Below are 16,089 nucleotides of genomic sequence, written 5' to 3' on the forward strand. Positions count from 1 at the left end.
AGTGCAGCAGCTCGCGCGCGTGGCGCGCCCAGAAGCCTTCATAGTCACGCTCGGCTTCGTCGCACAGCGCCTGGTAGGCCTCCATGCTGGGGATCGCGGCCTGGCTGGCGAAGCCTTCGGGCGGGTTGAACACGCGATGCTCTTGCATCACCGATTCGATGGCGGACATAGGTTTGTCTCCTGATTTTGGACTGGCTTTGGCTGCCACGTTACGCCCGACGGCTTACTTAAACCTGACGGTAAGACCTGACGGTGGGCCGGGGCGTGCCTGCAACTTGTTGCAATGCAGCGGGAAAAATCCACGCACGTGCCGCGAAAGTGCAGCCTTCTCCATTAGGCTAGCACAGCTATAATGCCGCGAGTTCCATACCTGATCGCGGCGCTTACCCTTGCCGCTCCTGCCGGCTCAGCACCCGCCGCGGCGCCCGCCGGAAGACCAAGGCCGTACCCGTGCCCGCCAACCCTTCAGCATTCTCCCCGGTCTACGCCCTCTTCCTGGTTGCCTCGATGGCACTGGTCGGCAGCAACGTGGGCCTCGGCAAATCGATCATCGCGCATGTGCCGGTGCTGCTGTTCGCGCTGCTGCGTTTTGTCATTGCCATCGTCTGCCTGGCGCCCTGGTACCGGCCCGCGCGCATGCGCCGGGTCTCGCGCGGGGAATGGCTGAACCTGTTCCTGCAGGCGTTCTTCGGCACCTTCCTGTTTACGCTGCTGATGCTCAATGGCGTGCGGCTGACCAGCGCCATGGCGGCCGGCGTGATCACCAGCACCATCCCGGCCACGGTGGCGATCCTGTCGTGGCTGCTGCTGCGCGAACGGCTGTCGCGGCGCACGGTGGCATCGGTGCTGCTGGCGATGACCGGCATCGCCGTGCTGAATATCGCCCGGGGCGACGCGCACGGTGCCGGCAGCGGCAGCCAGGCATGGCTGGGCAACCTGATGATCATGGGCGCGGTGGTGTGCGAATCGATCTACGTGATCCTGTCGCGCCGGCTCACGCAGACGCTGGCCGCGATCGAGATCTGTGCCTACACGCATTTGATTGGCGGGCTGCTGATGCTGCCACTGGGGCTGGTGCCGCTGCTGGGCTTCGATGCGTCGACGGTGCCCACGCAGACCTGGCTGATGCTGCTGTGGTATGCGCTGTCGGCGAGCGTGTTCTCGTTCTGGCTGTGGATGAAGGGAATCCGCCATGTGCCGGCGCAGCTGGCGGGGGTGTTCACCTCGGTGCTGCCGGTGGCGGCTGCCACCTACGGCATCGTCCTCCTGGGCGAGCAGCCGGGCTGGCCGCATGGGGTGGCGCTGGCGTGCGTGCTGGCCGGGATCGTGCTGGCCAGCTGGCCGGGGCGGATCGCGCGCGGCGCGTGGCGCGGCAAGGCGGCCGGCGCCGATCCCGGCGCCGCGGGCTGAGCCACGCCGGCGACGAACGGTTCGGTTACGGTCGGTAACACCGCCCGGTCATCGGCGCTTGGTACAATCCACGCCGCCTTTCAACTCGCTGACACCGCCCCGCCCATGGCTTCCAATCCAATGACCAGGCCGCAGACCATGCGGCCGATCCCGAGCATCATCTTCGCGTCGCGCTGGCTGCAATTGCCGCTTTACCTGGGCCTGATCGTGGCCCAGGGCGTCTATGTCTACCACTTCCTGGTCGAGGTCTGGCATCTGCTGGCGCATGTGACCGAGTTCGACGAGAACAAGATCATGCTGGTGGTGCTGGGCCTGATCGACGTGGTGATGATCTCCAACCTGCTGATCATGGTCATCGTGGGCGGCTATGAGACCTTTGTCTCGCGCCTGGGCATCGACAACCACCCGGACGAGCCGGAATGGCTGGACCACGTCAACGCCGGGGTGCTCAAGGTCAAGCTGTCGATGGCACTGATCGGGATTTCGTCGATCCACCTGCTCAAGACCTTTATCGATGCCGAGCAACGGACCACGCACACCATCATGTGGCAGGTGGCCATCCATATTGCCTTCCTGCTGTCGGCAGTCGCCATGGCCTGGGTGGACCGGATGGTGTCGCACCCGGCCGGCGCAGCTGCCAAGCACTAATCACATTAGTGCGCCATCGGACGCCTAGTCCCAGCCAGACCGCGGCCATGTGCCGCGGTTTTTGCTTTTGGGCCCGCCCCCACGCAGGCAGCGGCGTTTGCCGCACATTATAGGCTGTAGACGGATGTATGCAGCCGGGCAGAGCGCCCCGGCTCAGTGTATGATTTCAGGCTGTGTTTCACCGCTGCCCTCCCCCACAAAATGACTGTCATCAAGCAAGAAGACCTCATCCAGAGCGTCGCCGACTCCCTGCAGTACATCAGCTACTACCACCCGATGGACTACATCACCAGCCTGGGCCGCGCCTATGAGCTGGAGCAGAGCCCGGCGGCCAAGGACGCGATCGCGCAGATCCTGACCAACAGCCGCATGTGCGCCGAGGGCAAGCGCCCGATCTGCCAGGACACCGGCATTGTCACGATCTTCGTCAAGGTGGGGATGGACGTGCGCTGGGATGGCGCCACCATGGGCCTGACCGACATGATCAACGAGGGTGTGCGCCGCGGCTACACGCATCCGGATAACGTGCTGCGCGCCTCGATCGTCAGCCCGCCCGAAGGCGGCCGCAAGAACACCAAGGACAACACCCCGGCTGTGATCCACTACGAAGTGGTGCCGGGCAACACCGTCGACATCCAGGTTGCGGCCAAGGGCGGCGGCTCGGAGAACAAGTCCAAGTTCGTGATGCTGAACCCGTCCGACTCGATCGTCGACTGGGTGCTGAAGACCGTGCCGACCATGGGCGCCGGCTGGTGCCCGCCGGGCATGCTGGGCATCGGCATCGGCGGCACCGCCGAGAAGGCCATGGTGATGGCCAAGGAATCGCTGATGGAGTCCATCGACATCCAGGACATCATCGCCCGCGGCCCCAAGGACTGGGTCGAGGAACTGCGCGTCGAGCTGTACGAGAAGGTCAACGCGCTGGGCATCGGCGCGCAGGGCCTGGGCGGCCTGGCCACCGTGCTGGACGTCAAGATCATGGCCTGCCCGACCCACGCCGCGTCCAAGCCGGTCGCGATGATCCCCAACTGCGCCGCCACCCGCCACGTGCACTTCACGCTGGACGGCAGCGGCCCGGCCAAGCTGGAAGCGCCTGACCTGTCGCAATGGCCGAAGGTAGAGTGGGCCCCGAACACCGAGACCTCCAAGCGCGTCGACCTGAACACGCTGACGCCGGAAGAAGTCGCCTCGTGGAAGCCGGGCCAGACCCTGCTGCTCAATGGCAAGATGCTGACCGGCCGCGACGCCGCGCACAAGCGCATCGCCGACATGCTGGCCAAGGGCGAGAAGCTGCCGGTGGACTTCAAGAACCGCGTGATCTACTACGTTGGCCCGGTTGATCCGGTGCGCGACGAGGCGGTCGGCCCGGCCGGCCCCACCACCGCCACGCGCATGGACAAGTTCACCGAGATGATGCTGGCCGAAACCGGCCTGATCTCGATGATCGGCAAGGCCGAGCGCGGCCCGGTGGCGATCGAGGCCATCAAGAAGCACAAGTCGGCCTACCTGATGGCCGTGGGCGGCGCCGCCTACCTGGTGGCCAAGGCGATCAAGGAAGCCAAGGTGGTCGGCTTCGAAGACCTCGGCATGGAAGCGATCTACGAGTTCGACGTCAAGGACATGCCGGTGACGGTCGCCGTGGACAGCGAAGGCACCTCGGTGCACAAGACCGGCCCCGCGGAATGGCAGGCCAAGATCGGCAAGATCCCGGTCGCCGCGCTGTAAGCCTGGCAGGACGGTAGAATCTGCCGTCGCGCTCGAAAAAGAAGCCGGGTTCCGACCCGGCTTTTTTCTACCTTGTTTCCTGTCGTCCCTGCACCCCAGTGAACCCCGCACCCATCGGCGTCTTCGATTCCGGCCTTGGCGGCCTGTCCGTGCTGCGCGAGATCCGCGCGCTGCTGCCCCATGAATCGGTGCTGTACCTCGCCGATTCGAAATACGCCCCGTACGGCGAGAAGCCCGAGAAGTTTGTCGAAGCGCGCACCCTGCAGGCCTGCGAATGGCTGATCGCCCAAGGCTGCAAGGCGCTGGTGATCGCCTGCAACACGGCCACCGGCCACGCTGTGGAGCTGCTGCGCAAGCAACTGCCGCTACCAATCATCGGTGTGGAACCCGGCCTGAAACCTGCCGCCGCGGCCAGCCGCAGCAAGGTGGTGGGCGTGCTGGCCACCGCCAATACGCTCAAGAGCGCCAAGTTCGCGCGCCTGCTGGCGTCTCTGGATGGTGAAAGCCGTTTTATCTGCGAAGCCGGCCTGGGCCTGGTATCGCTGATCGAGCAAGGCGACATCGATGGCCCGGCCGTGCGCGAGCGCCTCGATACCTACCTCACGCCCATGCTCGAAGCCGGCGCCGACACGCTGGTGCTGGGCTGCACCCACTACCCTTTTCTCTCCGGCACGATCCGCGCGATGGTTGGCGACCAGCTGGCACTGGTCGACACCGGCAGCGCCATTGCGCGCCAGCTGGCACGCAAGCTGGCCGAACACAAGCTGGCCGCCGCGCCCGATGCCACGCCGCACGACCGCTTTGCCTCGACCAAGGACGCCGCGCACCTGCGCGCGATGGCAGCCACGCTGCTGCAGGTGGAAGCGGATGCGGAAACCGTGGTGATCGAGCCGGCGCCGGCGCTCTGACCTCTGACCGGCGCCTTCCCCTACTGCAGGAAGCCCAGTGGCCGGTGCTCCCGCACCTCGGGCTTGATCGCGTGCTCCTGGCGCAGCTGTGCCAGGAACTCATCCGGCGTGAGCGCCTCGCCCAACAGCACGCACTGGCGCTTGACCGTGGCGAAGTCGCCCGGCGTCAGGCAATCCATCGTATCCAGTTCACGGCGCATGCTGTCGGTCAGGCCGGCGGCATCGCCGTCGAGCGCCTCGTCGACAAACATCGCCACGCGCTGCGCGGGCTTGAGCGCCAGGAAGCGGATCTTGAAAGAGAAGCGGCGCAGCGCCGCCTCGTCGATGCGGTCGAACAGGTTGGTGGTGCAGATAAAGATGCCGTTAAAGCGCTCCATGCCCTGCAGCATCTCGTTGACCTCGGAGATCTCATAGTTGCGCACCGCCTGCTGGCGGCTCTGCATGAAGCTGTCGGCCTCATCCAGCAGCAGCACCGCCCCATCCTCTTCGGCGCGCGCGAACATGGCGGCGATCTGCTGCTCGGTCTCGCCCACATATTTGCTCATCAGGTCGGAGGCGCGGCGGATCATCAGAGGCAGGTCCAGCTCGGACGCGATATGCTCGGCCAGCGCGGTCTTGCCGGTGCCGGGCGGGCCGTAGAAGCACAGCGTGCCGCGCTGGCGCACGCGCAGCGCGTCGACGATCTTGACCACCTCGTAGCGGGTTTCCAGGTGCAGGTTCTCCAGCCGGTAGTGCGTGACCACCGGCCGCGCCTCGGCCTCGGGGCGCAGACCCATGGCGCGGTCGGCGTGTTCCAGCTGGCGCAGGATCAGCGCTTCCACCGGCTCTTCCACGTCGGGCCGTGCCAGCTCGACAAAGCGCGCGGCCGACTGCACCTGCGCGGGCGTCAGCGTCTTGCGCCCGGCCAGCCCGGTGATAAATGCGTCGCTGACGTCCAGCCCGCCCAGGTGCTTGCGGATGATGTTCTCGCGCACCAGCGGCGGCGGGATCTTCAGCTCCAGGTGGAACTGGAAACGGCGCAGGTAGGCCGGGTCGATCTGCCGGATCGAATTCGAGATCCAGATCACCGGCACCGGGTTCTGCTCTAGCGTCTGGTTGACCCAGGCCTTGCCGTTGACCGAGGCGCGCGTGTCTTCCTGGCCGAACAGGCTCATCAGCTCGCGCGCGCTGCCCGGGAAGACGTCTTCCACCTCATCGAACAGCAGCGCGGTATGGGCACGCCCGCGCAGGAAGGCCTGCGACACCTGCAGCGAGCGGTAGCGGTCCTTGCCCGACAGGCTGTTGCCGTCGCGGTCCAGGCAATCGACTTCATACAGCTCGCAGCCCGCCTCGCGCGCCAGCAGCCGCGCGAACTCGGTCTTGCCGGTGCCGGGCGGCCCGTAGATCAGCACGTTGACTCCGCTCGCATGCTGGCGCGTGGCATTGGACAGCAGCGCGCACAGGTAGCGCGCGTCGGTCTCGACATGGGGATAGTCGGCAGTGGTCAGCGTGGGCGGCGCGGCCGGGCGGGTGAAGACCGCCATCATCTCGGCTTCGTTGGCGTAGTTGCCCAGCAGCACGTGCAGCAGCCGGTCCGAGAGCCGCATCAGGTCGCCCAGGTCGGTCACGCTGTTTTCCGGCAGCGGCTGTTCGATCAGGTTCAGCGTCTCCAGCCGCGAGCCCGGGCGCAGCGAGGCGGCCACGTCGGCCGCGCCGGCGCCGGTCAGCCCGGCCAGGATCTGGAACGCTTCCTGGCTGTGCGCCACCTTGCAGTCGACCATCACCGCGCGCAGGTCGCGCTTGTACTTGGCCAGCGCCGCGTACAGCAGCAGCTTGCGCTCGTGCTCGGGCAGGTCCAGCACATGGCTGAGCATGTCGATATTGCGCACCAGCAGCACGCGCTCGCCTTCCAGGCGCTGGGCGATGGCAGCGGCCGAAGCGTCGAACACGGCGAACATGTCCTTGGCATGGTGCTTGACGTACTCGTCCAGGTAATAGAACAGCGCGCTTTCGTCGAAAGCGCTGTTCCATTGGCCGTGGCGGTCCAGGAATTCCTCAGGGGTCAGGCGGGCGGTGCCCTTCCAGGCGGGCATGTCGGCGCAGCGCGCGGCCAGGAAGCGCTGCACGCGCAGCACCACGCCGTACGGCCACACCATCTCCTGCGCGCTGACGGTCAGGACATCGTTGATATTGCTGCGCAGGTTGAAGCGCGGGCCCAGCGCGCAGACCACGCGCAGGGCAAACTGCGCGCACATCCAGTCCAATGCTGAACTGGACGATGTGCCAGGCATGGAGCGCAGAATCGTCGATCGGTCATCTTCAGCAAAACGTGTGAAGTCCATGAACGGGGTCCCCGAGCGCGCTGTGCGCGATGGCGGGGCCGCGACCGGGGCACCGCCACGTCTGCAGTTTCTTCCTATGCTAGCGCGCTTTGGTACCGACCGCGCATGCCTGTGCGCCACGGGCACCGGCAATTGTGGCCTGGGGCACCGAAGCGCAGCAAAGTGCCAGAGCGCGCCAGCGCGCATGCACCGCTGCATCACCTCCCGAAATGCTGCCTGGACTTGCCGGTATAACGTGCCGGGCCAGAAAATTCCAGTTGCGACGCACAAATTACAACAAATAAGAATCATTATCGTTTATACTAGCCCGCTGACACGCTGCCCCAGAGTGGCGCTCCCACGGCAACCCAGTTGAAGGAGCGTTTATCATGGAATTGCTGCTTAGCCTGCTGGTCGGTTGCGGCATCTCGCTGATCCTGTTTTATCGCAAGTGACGGCGCACAGCGCCGCCGCGGTGCCACCGCTGGCAGACTTTTGTTGTTGACACATGTTCGACCAACGCTTCCTCAAGATTACGCTCGCCGTACTGCTGTTCCACGTCGGCCTGCTCTACCTGATCCAAAGCGGCCTGGGCCGCAAGCTGACCGAGGCGGTGATCTCGCCGGAAATCGTCGCGCGCATCATCCCGCTGGAGCCTCCCAAGCAGGAAGCCCCGCCGGAGCCGCCCAAACCCAAGCCCAAGCAGGAAACCCCGCCCAAGCAGGTGAAGGTGACCACGCCCAAGCCGACCCCGCCGCAGCCCAAGCCAACCCCGCAGCCGGTAGCCAGCCTGCCGCCAACACCGAACGCGCCCGAGGCTCCTCCCGCGCCGCCGGCACCCCCGGCACCGGCACCTGAGCCCGCCCCGGCGCCGGTATCCGCCGCGCCGCGTGCAGTCGGCATCGGCGAAATCCAGTGCACGGCGCCGCAACCGAAGTATCCTTCCCAGTCACGCCGCATGGGCGAGACCGGCAAGGCCGTGGTGCGCCTGACCACCGACGAAAGCGGCAAGGTCGTGAAGACTTCCGTCGTATCCTCGAGCGGTTCATCGCGCCTGGACCAGGCCGCGGTAGAGGCCGTGCAGGCCATGCGCTGCAAGCCTTACATGGACAACGGCCGCGCCGTCGCCGTCACGGCGCAGCAGCCGATCGGCTTCGAACTGAACTGACCGCCCCAGATTTCCGATCTCTGATCTGACCTAAACCAAGCGAACTCACCAGGAACCAACACATGCAGGACCTCGGACTCTCCCACCTCTGGACGCAAGGCGACTTCGTCATGCGTGCGACCGCGATCATTCTGCTGATCATGTCGCTCGCCTCATGGATCGTGATCCTCACCAAGGCGTGGGATCTGGTGCGCCTGAAGAAGATGGCGCACGGCGCGGAAAAGCGCTTCTGGCACTCGGACGATTTCGACCACGCGCTCGAAACCCTGGGCGCCGGCGACTCCAACCCGTTCCGCACGCTGGCCATCGCCGGCAAGGAAGCCGCCCAGCACCACCGCGCCAGCCAGCCGCAGCTGCACGACGTGATGGATATCTCCGACTGGTTGACCCGCTCGCTCAAGAGCTCCATCGACGACTCGGTGGCGCACATGCAATCGGGCCTGGCAGTGCTGGCTTCGGTGGGCTCGACCGCACCGTTCGTGGGCCTGTTCGGCACCGTGTGGGGCATCTACCACGCTCTGATCGGCATCGGCGCCTCGGGCGTACCGACCATCGACAAGGTGGCCGGTCCCGTGGGAGAGGCGCTGATCATGACCGCCTTCGGCCTGGCCGTGGCAATTCCCGCCGTGCTGGGCTATAACGCCCTCACCCGCGGCAACAAGTCGGTGATCTCGAAGCTCAACCGCTTTGCCCACGACCTGCACGCCTACTTCGTCACCGGCGCGCGCGTGCGCCCCACCGGCGCCCGCGCCGAGGACGGCACCGTGCGCCTGGCCGCGGCTCAGCGCTAAACCGCAAGCAAGGAAGTCATCATGGCATTCGGTACTCTCGACGGCGACGACGACGAGGTGATGAGCGAGATCAACATGACGCCGCTGGTCGACGTCATGCTGGTGCTGCTGATCATCTTCATCATCACCATCCCCGTGATCAACCACGCGGTGAAGATCGACCTGCCGCGCGCCACCAACACCCCGAACGACCCGAAGCCGCAGAACATCAACGTCTCGATCGACGCTGCCGGCAAGGTCTTCTGGAACCAGGTGGAAGTGGACCAGGCCACGCTGGCAAGCAATATCGCGCTGGCCGCGCAGCAGCAGCCGCAGCCTGAGCTGCACCTGCGCGCGGACCGCGAGGTGCGCTACGAGCGCGTGGCCGAGGTCATGGCCGCCGCGCAGCACGGCGGCCTGGGCAAGATCGGCTTTATCACCGAACCCAAGCAGTAAGCGGGCGCCGCCAGGCGCTCCGGAACGACAAAGGGCACCTCAGGGTGCCCTTTGTCGTTGATGGCGCCGAGTCATGGCGCCAGCCTGCGCTGCGTCGCCTCTTGCGCCCCCCTTCTAACCGCACTTGGTCGTTCCGCGAATCTTAGTCAGAGGCTATTGTAATGATAACAATTCTCATTTAATATCTTTCCATCGACTGCGCCATGACCGGCGCGCCCTTTTTGCAGAACGGAGCCAGAAGATGAGCACACTTTCCCTGCCGCTGTCGCAACCGCGTGAAGTCACCCGCCGCCGGCTGTCGCTGCGCCGCGTCGAGGTCGCCGCGCAACCGCGCCGCGAGGCCAGCGCGAAGGCGGCACCGTCGACCATCGCATCCGTGAAGTCCGCGGTGGCGGCCCTGCCCGCCCGGCTCGAGGCACTGGTGCGCGACAGCCTGTCGCCAGCGCCTGCCGGCGAGGCGGTCGCCCTGGATGCCATCATGCGCGGCGCCAGCACCCTGCCGATCCTGCACAACGGCGATGTCTACACGCTGCGCGTCACGCGCTACGGCAAGCTGATCCTGACGAAATGACGCGGCCCCGCGGCGATACCGCAAGGTTGAAGCCAGAGGGAAGCGATCTAGACCCGCGTTGGGCGCGGGTGCCACGTACGTGGCAGTAAAGACTTTTGTGGGGACCACCTCGGAACGAGGTGTTGGGCAGTAGCCAGGTACTGGTGCCGCGGGCGGGATTCAGACCCCACGCCGGGCCGACCGTACCCAGCCATGCCCTCTTTTATGCCGCCCCGCAGGCCATGCCTGCGGGGCATTTTCATGCGCCGGCACAGTGGCCGGCGCAAGGGCTTTACAGGCCCAGCGCAGCAATGCCGGCACGCGCGATCTGCGCGTCTTCGGTCGACTTCACGCCCGACACGCCCACGGCACCGACCACCTGATCGTTGCAGACGATGGGCACGCCGCCCTCCAGCATGCCTTGCAGCACCGGCGCCGTCATGAACGAGTAGCGGCCGTTGTTGATCATGTCTTCGTATACCTTCGACTCGCGACGGCCCAGCGCCGAGGTACGGGCCTTTTCGCCGGCAATATAGGCCGAGATCGGCGCGGCACCATCCAGGCGCTGCATCGCCAGCAGATGGCCGCCATCGTCCACCACGACGATCGACACGGCCCATTGATGATTCTTCGCCTCGGTTTCCGCAGCGGCCATGATCTTCTTCACGTCGTCTGCCGTCAGAACCGTCTTTTGCTGCATGCCACTCTCCTGGTCATTCATTTGGTTGAGGCCGAAGTATAGCGCCGCACCCCCGCCATCGTCATGACAGGCGCCCCATTGCGGTGCGCCGGAGCGCGGGGAAAAACAAAAATGGCCCGCGCTTGGCGGGCCATTCATCATGGACGGACAACAGCGATTCAGGCGCCGTCCGAGTACGGATCCGGCTTGCCCATGCGCGCGCCATCGGTGTATGGATCGGGCTTGCCGAGGCGGGCACCGTCGGTGAACGGATCAACCTTGCCCATCTTGGCACCATCGGTGTACGGGTCCGTCTTGCCGACCCTGGCGCCGTCCAGGTACGGATCGACCTTGCCGACGGCGGCAAATGCGGAGGTGGAAAGCGCGCCCAGCGCGGCCAGGGCTGCGACGGCAGCAACGGCTTGTGTGATCTTCATGGATATTCCCCTTGCTATTGTTAGTCGAGGCACCGTACAGCACTTCGCGGTGCCGTCATCACGATGTCACAACGGTAGTTTAGGGGAAAACCCTTATGGCGATAGAGGTGACGCTTTGAGCAGTCTGTTCAAATAATTTGACTACGCTCAGCAAGGGGTCGAATTTCCGGGAACTGGCTTCAGCGCCTCATGCCGCAGTGCGGCAGGAAAAAAGAAAGGACCCCGGAGGGCCCCTTCTCTTTCAAAAAGCTTGCGCAGCTCGAACGGGCGATCAATCGTCGCGCCAACGGCCATGACCATGGCCATGCCCACGGCCACGATGGTATCCCGGCGGGCCATAGTAGCCGCGGTGGCCGCCGTAATAGCGCGGCGGGCCGTAGTAGCCAGGACCGTAATAGACCGGACGCGGTCGTACCACCACCGGGGGCGGGCCGTAGTAGACCGGCGCAGGTGCCACCACGACAGGCGGCGGTGCATAGTAAGCCGGGGCTGGCGGATAATAGGCGGGCGCGCCAACCACTACGCCCGGCACGCCGATTGCCACGCCGACGCTCACATGGGCCATTGCTGCCCCGGAAGCAAGCCCGGCTGCGACACCGAATGCTACGAGCCACCAACGTTTCATATCCGCCTCTCAATGTGAGATTTCTCTTAATCCGTATTGTAGGGGTTCGGAATTTTCCAGGTGCAACGGCAAGGTCGACATTGTTACCAGCCGTAACAGCGGCGTCACTTTTTCGCGCGCCAGGCGCCCGCAGCAGTAACGCGCTTGCATCCGGGATGCCGAGCCACCACAATACCGGGCTTGCCGTGCGGCCGTGGAGAAATTGGTAGACTCAGCAGACTTAAAATCTGCCGCCTTTCCAGGCTTACGGGTTCGAGTCCCGTCGGCCGCACCAGGGTGTACAGCCCCCCTCCGCTCCCGCTTCAAAATAAAAGAAGGGGCCATCGGCCCCCTTCTTTTGCTGCCTTCAGCTCCGCGCGCGTCAGGCCATCGCGTAGCACATCAGCGCACCCACCCCCATCAGGAACACGAACAGCACACCGGCCAGCGCCAGCGGCTTGCGTCCGGCGCGCACCAGATCGCCGATGCGGGTGTGCAGGCCGATCGCCAGCATCGCGCAGGCCAGCAGCCAGTTGTCCAGCGCGATCAGCGGCGCCTTCCAGGCAGTGGGCACGGTGCCGGCCGAGTTGACCGCCATCACTGCGACAAACCCCACCGCGAACCACGGCACCGACTTCAGGATGCCATGCAGGCGGCTGCCGCCTGCGGTGCCTTGCTCGGCTTGCTCGCCGCCCTGCGGCCACAGCGCCATCACCAGCAGCAGCGGGCCCAATGCCAGCACGCGCACCATCTTGGCCACCACGGCAGCGTCGGCGGTCGGCTCGCTGATCATCTTGCCGGCGGCGATCACCTGGGCCACCTCGTGCAGCGTCGCGCCGGTAAAGATGCCGAACATGCGCTCGCTGACGGCCCAGTGCCAGTGGCCGGTCGCCAGTTCGTACAGATAGGGATAAAGCAGCATGCCGACGGTGCCGAACAGCACCACCGTCGCCACCGCCACGGCGGTCTGTTTGTCGTCGGTGCGCACCACCGATGATACGGCGATGGCCGCGGCGGCACCGCAGATGGCGCTGCCGGAGCTGACCAGGATCGCTTCGCGGCGGCTCAGGCCGAAGAACGTCGTACCCACCCAGGTGCCGAACAGCAGCGTGGCCACCAGCATGGTCAGCGGCACCACGATGCCCGGCAGGCCCAGGGCGACAATCGAGGCAAAGGTCAGGCGCAGCCCGTACAGCGCCACGCCCAGCCGCAGCAGGTGGTGGCGTGCGACCTGCATGCCGGGGGCCAGCGGCGCCAGCCAGTGGCGCGGCAGCGTGTTGGCCGCGACCATGCCGGCGCACATGGCCAGCGTCAGCGCGCTGAGCCCGTAGCGCGCCACGGCCGGATGCTCGGCCAGCGCAATCGCCAGCCAGGCAATGCCGCCCAGCGGTACCAGCGTCAGCAGGCGCTGCGACCACGGCGGCGGCAAGGCCGGCGCGGCGGCCGGGGTGGTGCGGGGGGCGGAGACGGAGGACATGGCAGGCTCGGGTCGTGTTCTTTAGTGACTCAAGCGTACTGGCACCCCGCTAACCCGTAAAACGGGTAATATCGTTATGCGTTATTGATTATATCGATATGGACCACCGCCCCGATCCCCGGCCCGAACATCGTCCCCTGCGCCTGACGCTGCGCCAGCTGTCCGTCTTCGTTGCCGTGGCCCAGCATGGCAGCACCATGGCGGCGGCGCAGGCACTTGCGATGTCGCAGTCGGCCGTCAGCGCCTCGCTGGCCGAGCTTGAGCGCGCGCTCGACAGCCCGCTGTTCGACCGCGTGGCCCGTCGGCTCAGCATCAACGAGACCGGCCGCCAGTTTTTCCCGCGCGCGCTGTCGCTGCTGGACCAGGCCCAGGAACTGGAGCGCTTTGCCACCCAGACCGGCGTGCAGCTGCGCATCGCGGCCAGCAATACCATAGGCAGCTACATCCTGCCGCCGCTGCTGGCGGGCTTCCGCCATTCGCGCAGCGGCCCGTGCACGCTGGACCTGCGCATCGGCAATACCCGCGAGGTGCTGCAATCGTTGCTGCAGTTCGACGCCGATATCGGCCTGGTCGAAGGCGCCAGCCATGAGCGCGACCTGCGCAGCGTGCCCTGGTGCGATGACGAGATGGTGGTGGTAGTCGGCCCCTCGCATCCGCTTGCGGCCGTGCCGCACGACCTGGTGGCGCTGCGCGATGCCGAGTGGATCGTGCGCGAGCCGGGCTCGGGCACGCGCGAGGTCATCGAGGAACGGCTGGTGCCGCTGCTGGGCGAGCTGCGCTTCGCGCTGGAGCTGGGCAACGCCGAAGCCATCAAGCGCGCAGTGATGAGCGGCTTCGGCGTCAGCTGCCTGTCGCTGCATGTGGTGCGCGATGAACTGGAGCGCGGCACGCTGGTGGCGATCCGCGACGGCCTGCCACGCATCGTGCGGCCGCTGCAGCTGGTGGTGCACCAGGACAAGTTCCCGACCCAGGGGCTGCTGGCCTTTACCGAATACCTGCGCACCATGGCGCCGCAGATCGGCGGCTGAGCCGCACCCAGGCTCCGGTCAGGCCGGCTGCGGATCCGCGCTGCGATTGCGCCGCGCCGTGTACAGGTCGAGCAGGTGGAACAGCACCGGATTGAGCATGATCGACAGCAGCGCCCCGGCCAGGATCAGCGCCTGGCCGCGCTCGGGCAGGATCTTCAGGTAGACGCCGAGGCTGGCGAGAATGAACGAGAACTCGCCGATCTGCGCCAGGCTCACGGCAATGGTCATGCCGGTCTGCCCGGAATGCCCGAAGGCACGCACGATGCCCAGCGCCGCCAGCGACTTGCCCACCACGATGATAAACACCGTCGCCAGCACGCCCCACGGATCGTTGACCAGCACCATCGGGTCGAACAGCATGCCCACGGATACGAAGAAAAGCACGGCGAAGGCATCGCGCAGCGGCAGCGACTCTTCGGCCGCACGATGACTGAACTCGGACTCCGCCAGCACCATGCCGGCAAAGAACGCGCCCAGCGCGAACGACACACCAAAGAGCGCGTAGGCGCCGTAGGCCACGCCCAGCGCCGTCGCCAGCACGCCCAGGCGGAACATCTCGCGGTTGCCGGTCCAGACGATGCGCTCCAGCATCCACGGGATAAAGCGCCGGCCGATCACCAGCATCACCGCGACGAAAGCGGCCACCTTGCCCAGCGTCGCGAAGATCGCGAGCACCACGTCACCGGTAGCCGGCGCGGCCTCGCCCGATGTTTCGCCCGAGGTTACGCCGGAAGCCGCCAGCAGACCTGCCATCGCCGGCAGCAGCACCAGGGCCAGCACCATCGCCAGGTCTTCCACGATCAGCCAGCCGACCGCGATGCGGCCCTGCGGCGACTCCACCAGGTCACGCTCCTGCAAGGCCTTTAGCAGCACCACGGTGCTCGCCACCGACAGCGCCAGTCCGTACACCAGCCCCTGCCCCCATGACCAGCCGAAGCCCCAGGCCACCAGCATGCCCATCAGCGTGGCGATGCCGATCTGCACCACCGCCCCCGGAATGGCGATGCGCTTGACCGCCATCAGGTCCTTGATCGAAAAGTGCAGCCCCACCCCGAACATCAGCAGGATCACGCCAAGCTCGGCCAGCTCCGGCGCCAGGGCCTGGTCGGCGGTATAGCCGGGCGTGTGCGGACCGACCACGATGCCCGCGCACAGGTAGCCGATCAACGGCGGCAGGCGCAGCCGGCTGGCGATGGCGCCAAGGATAAAGGCCAGGACGATACCGCCGACGATGGTACTGATAAGCGGGGTGGCGTGATGCATGCGCGCGGGATTCCTCGTGTCAGGGGCTGAACGGCTAACCCGCTCCCGGCCCTGGCAACCGCGACAGCGCATCCGGCGCGCACCAGCGGTCAGCGCGGGGAAATCGCCGCAACAATTGGCAGCAGCATCGGAACGGGGAAGAACGGGAAGTGCCGCAGCGGCCCCGGACACGCCGGCGGCGCGTCACGGATCGGGGATGGCGATTGACATGCTGCCCCGCTATCCATCACGCGGAGCCCCCCGAAAAGCGTACGACAGGAGTAATGTAACATGCCCGCCACGTGCCCGAGGCGCGGAGATGGCGGACGATCCGGCGCCTGCTTGACTGAAGGCGAGGCAGGGAACTGGCCCGGAAAACAAAAACGGCGCCGCGAGGCGCCGTTCTGCATGCAACTGGAGGCGGAGGTCGGAATCGAACCGGCGTACACGGCTTTGCAGGCCGCTGCATAACCACTCTGCCACCCCGCCAGGTGACGTGCTGCTGGATTGTATCCGCATTCAGCCGATGCTGCCGGAGCGCAGCTTCCGGCAATGTCTTGCGGCGATTCAACCCAAACAAAAAGGGAAGCGGTGCTTCCCTTTGGGGATTGGAGCGGGAGACGAGTCTCGAACTCGCGACCTCAACCTTGGCAAGGTTGCGCTCTACCAACTGAGCTACTCCCGCAT

The 16,089-nt window shown here is 66.0% G+C and carries 15 protein-coding genes and 3 tRNA genes; 10 read left to right on the plus strand and 8 right to left on the minus strand.

Annotated elements, in window-relative coordinates:
* Positions 1-450 precede the first annotated feature (450 nt).
* From AC1Q6V_RS30570 to murI, 4 genes are all read left to right on the plus strand, one after another.
* Positions 451-1,410 (plus strand): DMT family transporter, encoded by a 960-nt coding sequence (locus AC1Q6V_RS30570; protein WP_058698457.1) that lies wholly within the window; start codon positions 451-453, stop codon positions 1,408-1,410.
* A gap of 105 nt (positions 1,411-1,515) precedes the next feature.
* Positions 1,516-2,058, plus strand: coding sequence for a TIGR00645 family protein (locus tag AC1Q6V_RS30575; RefSeq protein WP_037024644.1), 543 nt, complete (start codon positions 1,516-1,518; stop codon positions 2,056-2,058).
* Between the two features lie 201 nt (positions 2,059-2,259).
* Entirely contained in the window at positions 2,260-3,783 is a 1,524-nt protein-coding gene (locus AC1Q6V_RS30580) for a fumarate hydratase (RefSeq protein WP_010814713.1), read from the plus strand.
* A gap of 98 nt (positions 3,784-3,881) precedes the next feature.
* Complete coding sequence (murI, locus tag AC1Q6V_RS30585) at positions 3,882-4,691, plus strand: glutamate racemase (protein WP_010814712.1); 810 nt, start codon at positions 3,882-3,884, stop codon at positions 4,689-4,691.
* Positions 4,692-4,711: 20 nt separating this feature from the next.
* Here the strand turns inward: murI and AC1Q6V_RS30590 are convergent, their stop codons facing one another.
* Positions 4,712-7,012 (minus strand): AAA family ATPase, encoded by a 2,301-nt coding sequence (locus tag AC1Q6V_RS30590; protein ID WP_011615711.1) that lies wholly within the window; start codon positions 7,010-7,012, stop codon positions 4,712-4,714.
* Between the two features lie 487 nt (positions 7,013-7,499).
* Between AC1Q6V_RS30590 and AC1Q6V_RS30595 the strand changes: the two genes are divergently transcribed.
* The 4 genes from AC1Q6V_RS30595 (at position 7,500) to AC1Q6V_RS30610 (ending at position 9,956) form a co-directional block, all read left to right on the plus strand.
* Positions 7,500-8,159, plus strand: a complete 660-nt coding sequence (locus tag AC1Q6V_RS30595; protein WP_010814709.1) for an energy transducer TonB — start codon at positions 7,500-7,502, stop codon at positions 8,157-8,159.
* Between the two features lie 62 nt (positions 8,160-8,221).
* Positions 8,222-8,950: a MotA/TolQ/ExbB proton channel family protein gene (locus tag AC1Q6V_RS30600; RefSeq protein ID WP_010814708.1), complete on the plus strand. Its 729-nt coding sequence runs from the start codon at positions 8,222-8,224 to the stop codon at positions 8,948-8,950.
* A 21-nt stretch (positions 8,951-8,971) separates the two neighbouring features.
* Positions 8,972-9,385, plus strand: coding sequence for an ExbD/TolR family protein (locus tag AC1Q6V_RS30605; protein ID WP_010814707.1), 414 nt, complete (start codon positions 8,972-8,974; stop codon positions 9,383-9,385).
* 241 nt (positions 9,386-9,626) lie between these two features.
* Positions 9,627-9,956, plus strand: a complete 330-nt coding sequence (locus tag AC1Q6V_RS30610; RefSeq protein WP_010814706.1) for a hemin uptake protein HemP — start codon at positions 9,627-9,629, stop codon at positions 9,954-9,956.
* A gap of 271 nt (positions 9,957-10,227) precedes the next feature.
* Here AC1Q6V_RS30610 and AC1Q6V_RS30615 read toward each other — a convergent pair whose 3' ends face one another.
* The 3 genes from AC1Q6V_RS30615 to AC1Q6V_RS30625 all read right to left on the minus strand — a co-directional run bounded on the left by AC1Q6V_RS30615 (position 10,228) and on the right by AC1Q6V_RS30625 (position 11,676).
* Positions 10,228-10,635: a heme-binding protein gene (locus AC1Q6V_RS30615; RefSeq protein WP_010814705.1), complete on the minus strand. Its 408-nt coding sequence runs from the start codon at positions 10,633-10,635 to the stop codon at positions 10,228-10,230.
* A 158-nt stretch (positions 10,636-10,793) separates the two neighbouring features.
* A complete protein-coding gene (locus AC1Q6V_RS30620) occupies positions 10,794-11,051 on the minus strand; it encodes a hypothetical protein (RefSeq protein ID WP_010814704.1) in 258 nt (85 codons plus the stop codon).
* 271 nt (positions 11,052-11,322) lie between these two features.
* Complete coding sequence (locus AC1Q6V_RS30625; RefSeq protein WP_011615713.1) at positions 11,323-11,676, minus strand: hypothetical protein; 354 nt, start codon at positions 11,674-11,676, stop codon at positions 11,323-11,325.
* 187 nt (positions 11,677-11,863) lie between these two features.
* Here AC1Q6V_RS30625 and AC1Q6V_RS30630 point away from each other — a divergent pair.
* Positions 11,864-11,950 (plus strand) — tRNA-Leu (locus AC1Q6V_RS30630).
* A gap of 87 nt (positions 11,951-12,037) precedes the next feature.
* On the opposite strand, the gene AC1Q6V_RS30635 is transcribed toward AC1Q6V_RS30630, so the two are convergent.
* Entirely contained in the window at positions 12,038-13,132 is a 1,095-nt protein-coding gene (locus AC1Q6V_RS30635; RefSeq protein ID WP_010814702.1) for a YeiH family protein, read from the minus strand.
* A gap of 98 nt (positions 13,133-13,230) precedes the next feature.
* On the opposite strand from AC1Q6V_RS30635, the gene AC1Q6V_RS30640 reads away from it, so the two are divergent.
* Positions 13,231-14,160 (plus strand): LysR family transcriptional regulator, encoded by a 930-nt coding sequence (locus AC1Q6V_RS30640; RefSeq protein ID WP_454750346.1) that lies wholly within the window; start codon positions 13,231-13,233, stop codon positions 14,158-14,160.
* An 18-nt stretch (positions 14,161-14,178) separates the two neighbouring features.
* Here AC1Q6V_RS30640 and AC1Q6V_RS30645 read toward each other — a convergent pair whose 3' ends face one another.
* From AC1Q6V_RS30645 to AC1Q6V_RS30655, 3 genes are all read right to left on the minus strand, one after another.
* On the minus strand, positions 14,179-15,423 hold the full coding sequence (locus AC1Q6V_RS30645) for a cation:proton antiporter domain-containing protein (RefSeq protein ID WP_010814700.1): 1,245 nt from the start codon (positions 15,421-15,423) through the stop codon (positions 14,179-14,181).
* 394 nt (positions 15,424-15,817) lie between these two features.
* A tRNA-Cys gene (locus tag AC1Q6V_RS30650) sits at positions 15,818-15,891 on the minus strand.
* Positions 15,892-16,011: 120 nt separating this feature from the next.
* Positions 16,012-16,087 (minus strand) — tRNA-Gly (locus tag AC1Q6V_RS30655).
* Positions 16,088-16,089 lie beyond the last annotated feature (2 nt).

The sequence above is a fragment of the Cupriavidus sp. GW823-FHT07B10 genome (genome assembly GCF_058794355.1).

What these genes read in the sequence shown, in the direction of transcription:
- AC1Q6V_RS30575 (WP_037024644.1), top strand. Translation starts at nt 1,516, where the DNA reads ATGGCTTCCAATCCAATGACCAGGCCGCAGACCATGCGGCCGATCCCG.
- AC1Q6V_RS30580 (WP_010814713.1), top strand. Translation starts at nt 2,260, where the DNA reads ATGACTGTCATCAAGCAAGAAGACCTCATCCAGAGCGTCGCCGACTCC.
- AC1Q6V_RS30590 (WP_011615711.1), bottom strand. Translation starts at nt 7,012, where the DNA reads ATGGACTTCACACGTTTTGCTGAAGATGACCGATCGACGATTCTGCGC.
- AC1Q6V_RS30595 (WP_010814709.1), top strand. Translation starts at nt 7,500, where the DNA reads ATGTTCGACCAACGCTTCCTCAAGATTACGCTCGCCGTACTGCTGTTC.
- AC1Q6V_RS30600 (WP_010814708.1), top strand. Translation starts at nt 8,222, where the DNA reads ATGCAGGACCTCGGACTCTCCCACCTCTGGACGCAAGGCGACTTCGTC.
- AC1Q6V_RS30605 (WP_010814707.1), top strand. Translation starts at nt 8,972, where the DNA reads ATGGCATTCGGTACTCTCGACGGCGACGACGACGAGGTGATGAGCGAG.
- AC1Q6V_RS30610 (WP_010814706.1), top strand. Translation starts at nt 9,627, where the DNA reads ATGAGCACACTTTCCCTGCCGCTGTCGCAACCGCGTGAAGTCACCCGC.
- AC1Q6V_RS30615 (WP_010814705.1), bottom strand. Translation starts at nt 10,635, where the DNA reads ATGCAGCAAAAGACGGTTCTGACGGCAGACGACGTGAAGAAGATCATG.
- AC1Q6V_RS30620 (WP_010814704.1), bottom strand. Translation starts at nt 11,051, where the DNA reads ATGAAGATCACACAAGCCGTTGCTGCCGTCGCAGCCCTGGCCGCGCTG.
- AC1Q6V_RS30625 (WP_011615713.1), bottom strand. Translation starts at nt 11,676, where the DNA reads ATGAAACGTTGGTGGCTCGTAGCATTCGGTGTCGCAGCCGGGCTTGCT.
- AC1Q6V_RS30635 (WP_010814702.1), bottom strand. Translation starts at nt 13,132, where the DNA reads ATGTCCTCCGTCTCCGCCCCCCGCACCACCCCGGCCGCCGCGCCGGCC.
- AC1Q6V_RS30640 (WP_454750346.1), top strand. Translation starts at nt 13,231, where the DNA reads ATGGACCACCGCCCCGATCCCCGGCCCGAACATCGTCCCCTGCGCCTG.
- AC1Q6V_RS30645 (WP_010814700.1), bottom strand. Translation starts at nt 15,423, where the DNA reads ATGCATCACGCCACCCCGCTTATCAGTACCATCGTCGGCGGTATCGTC.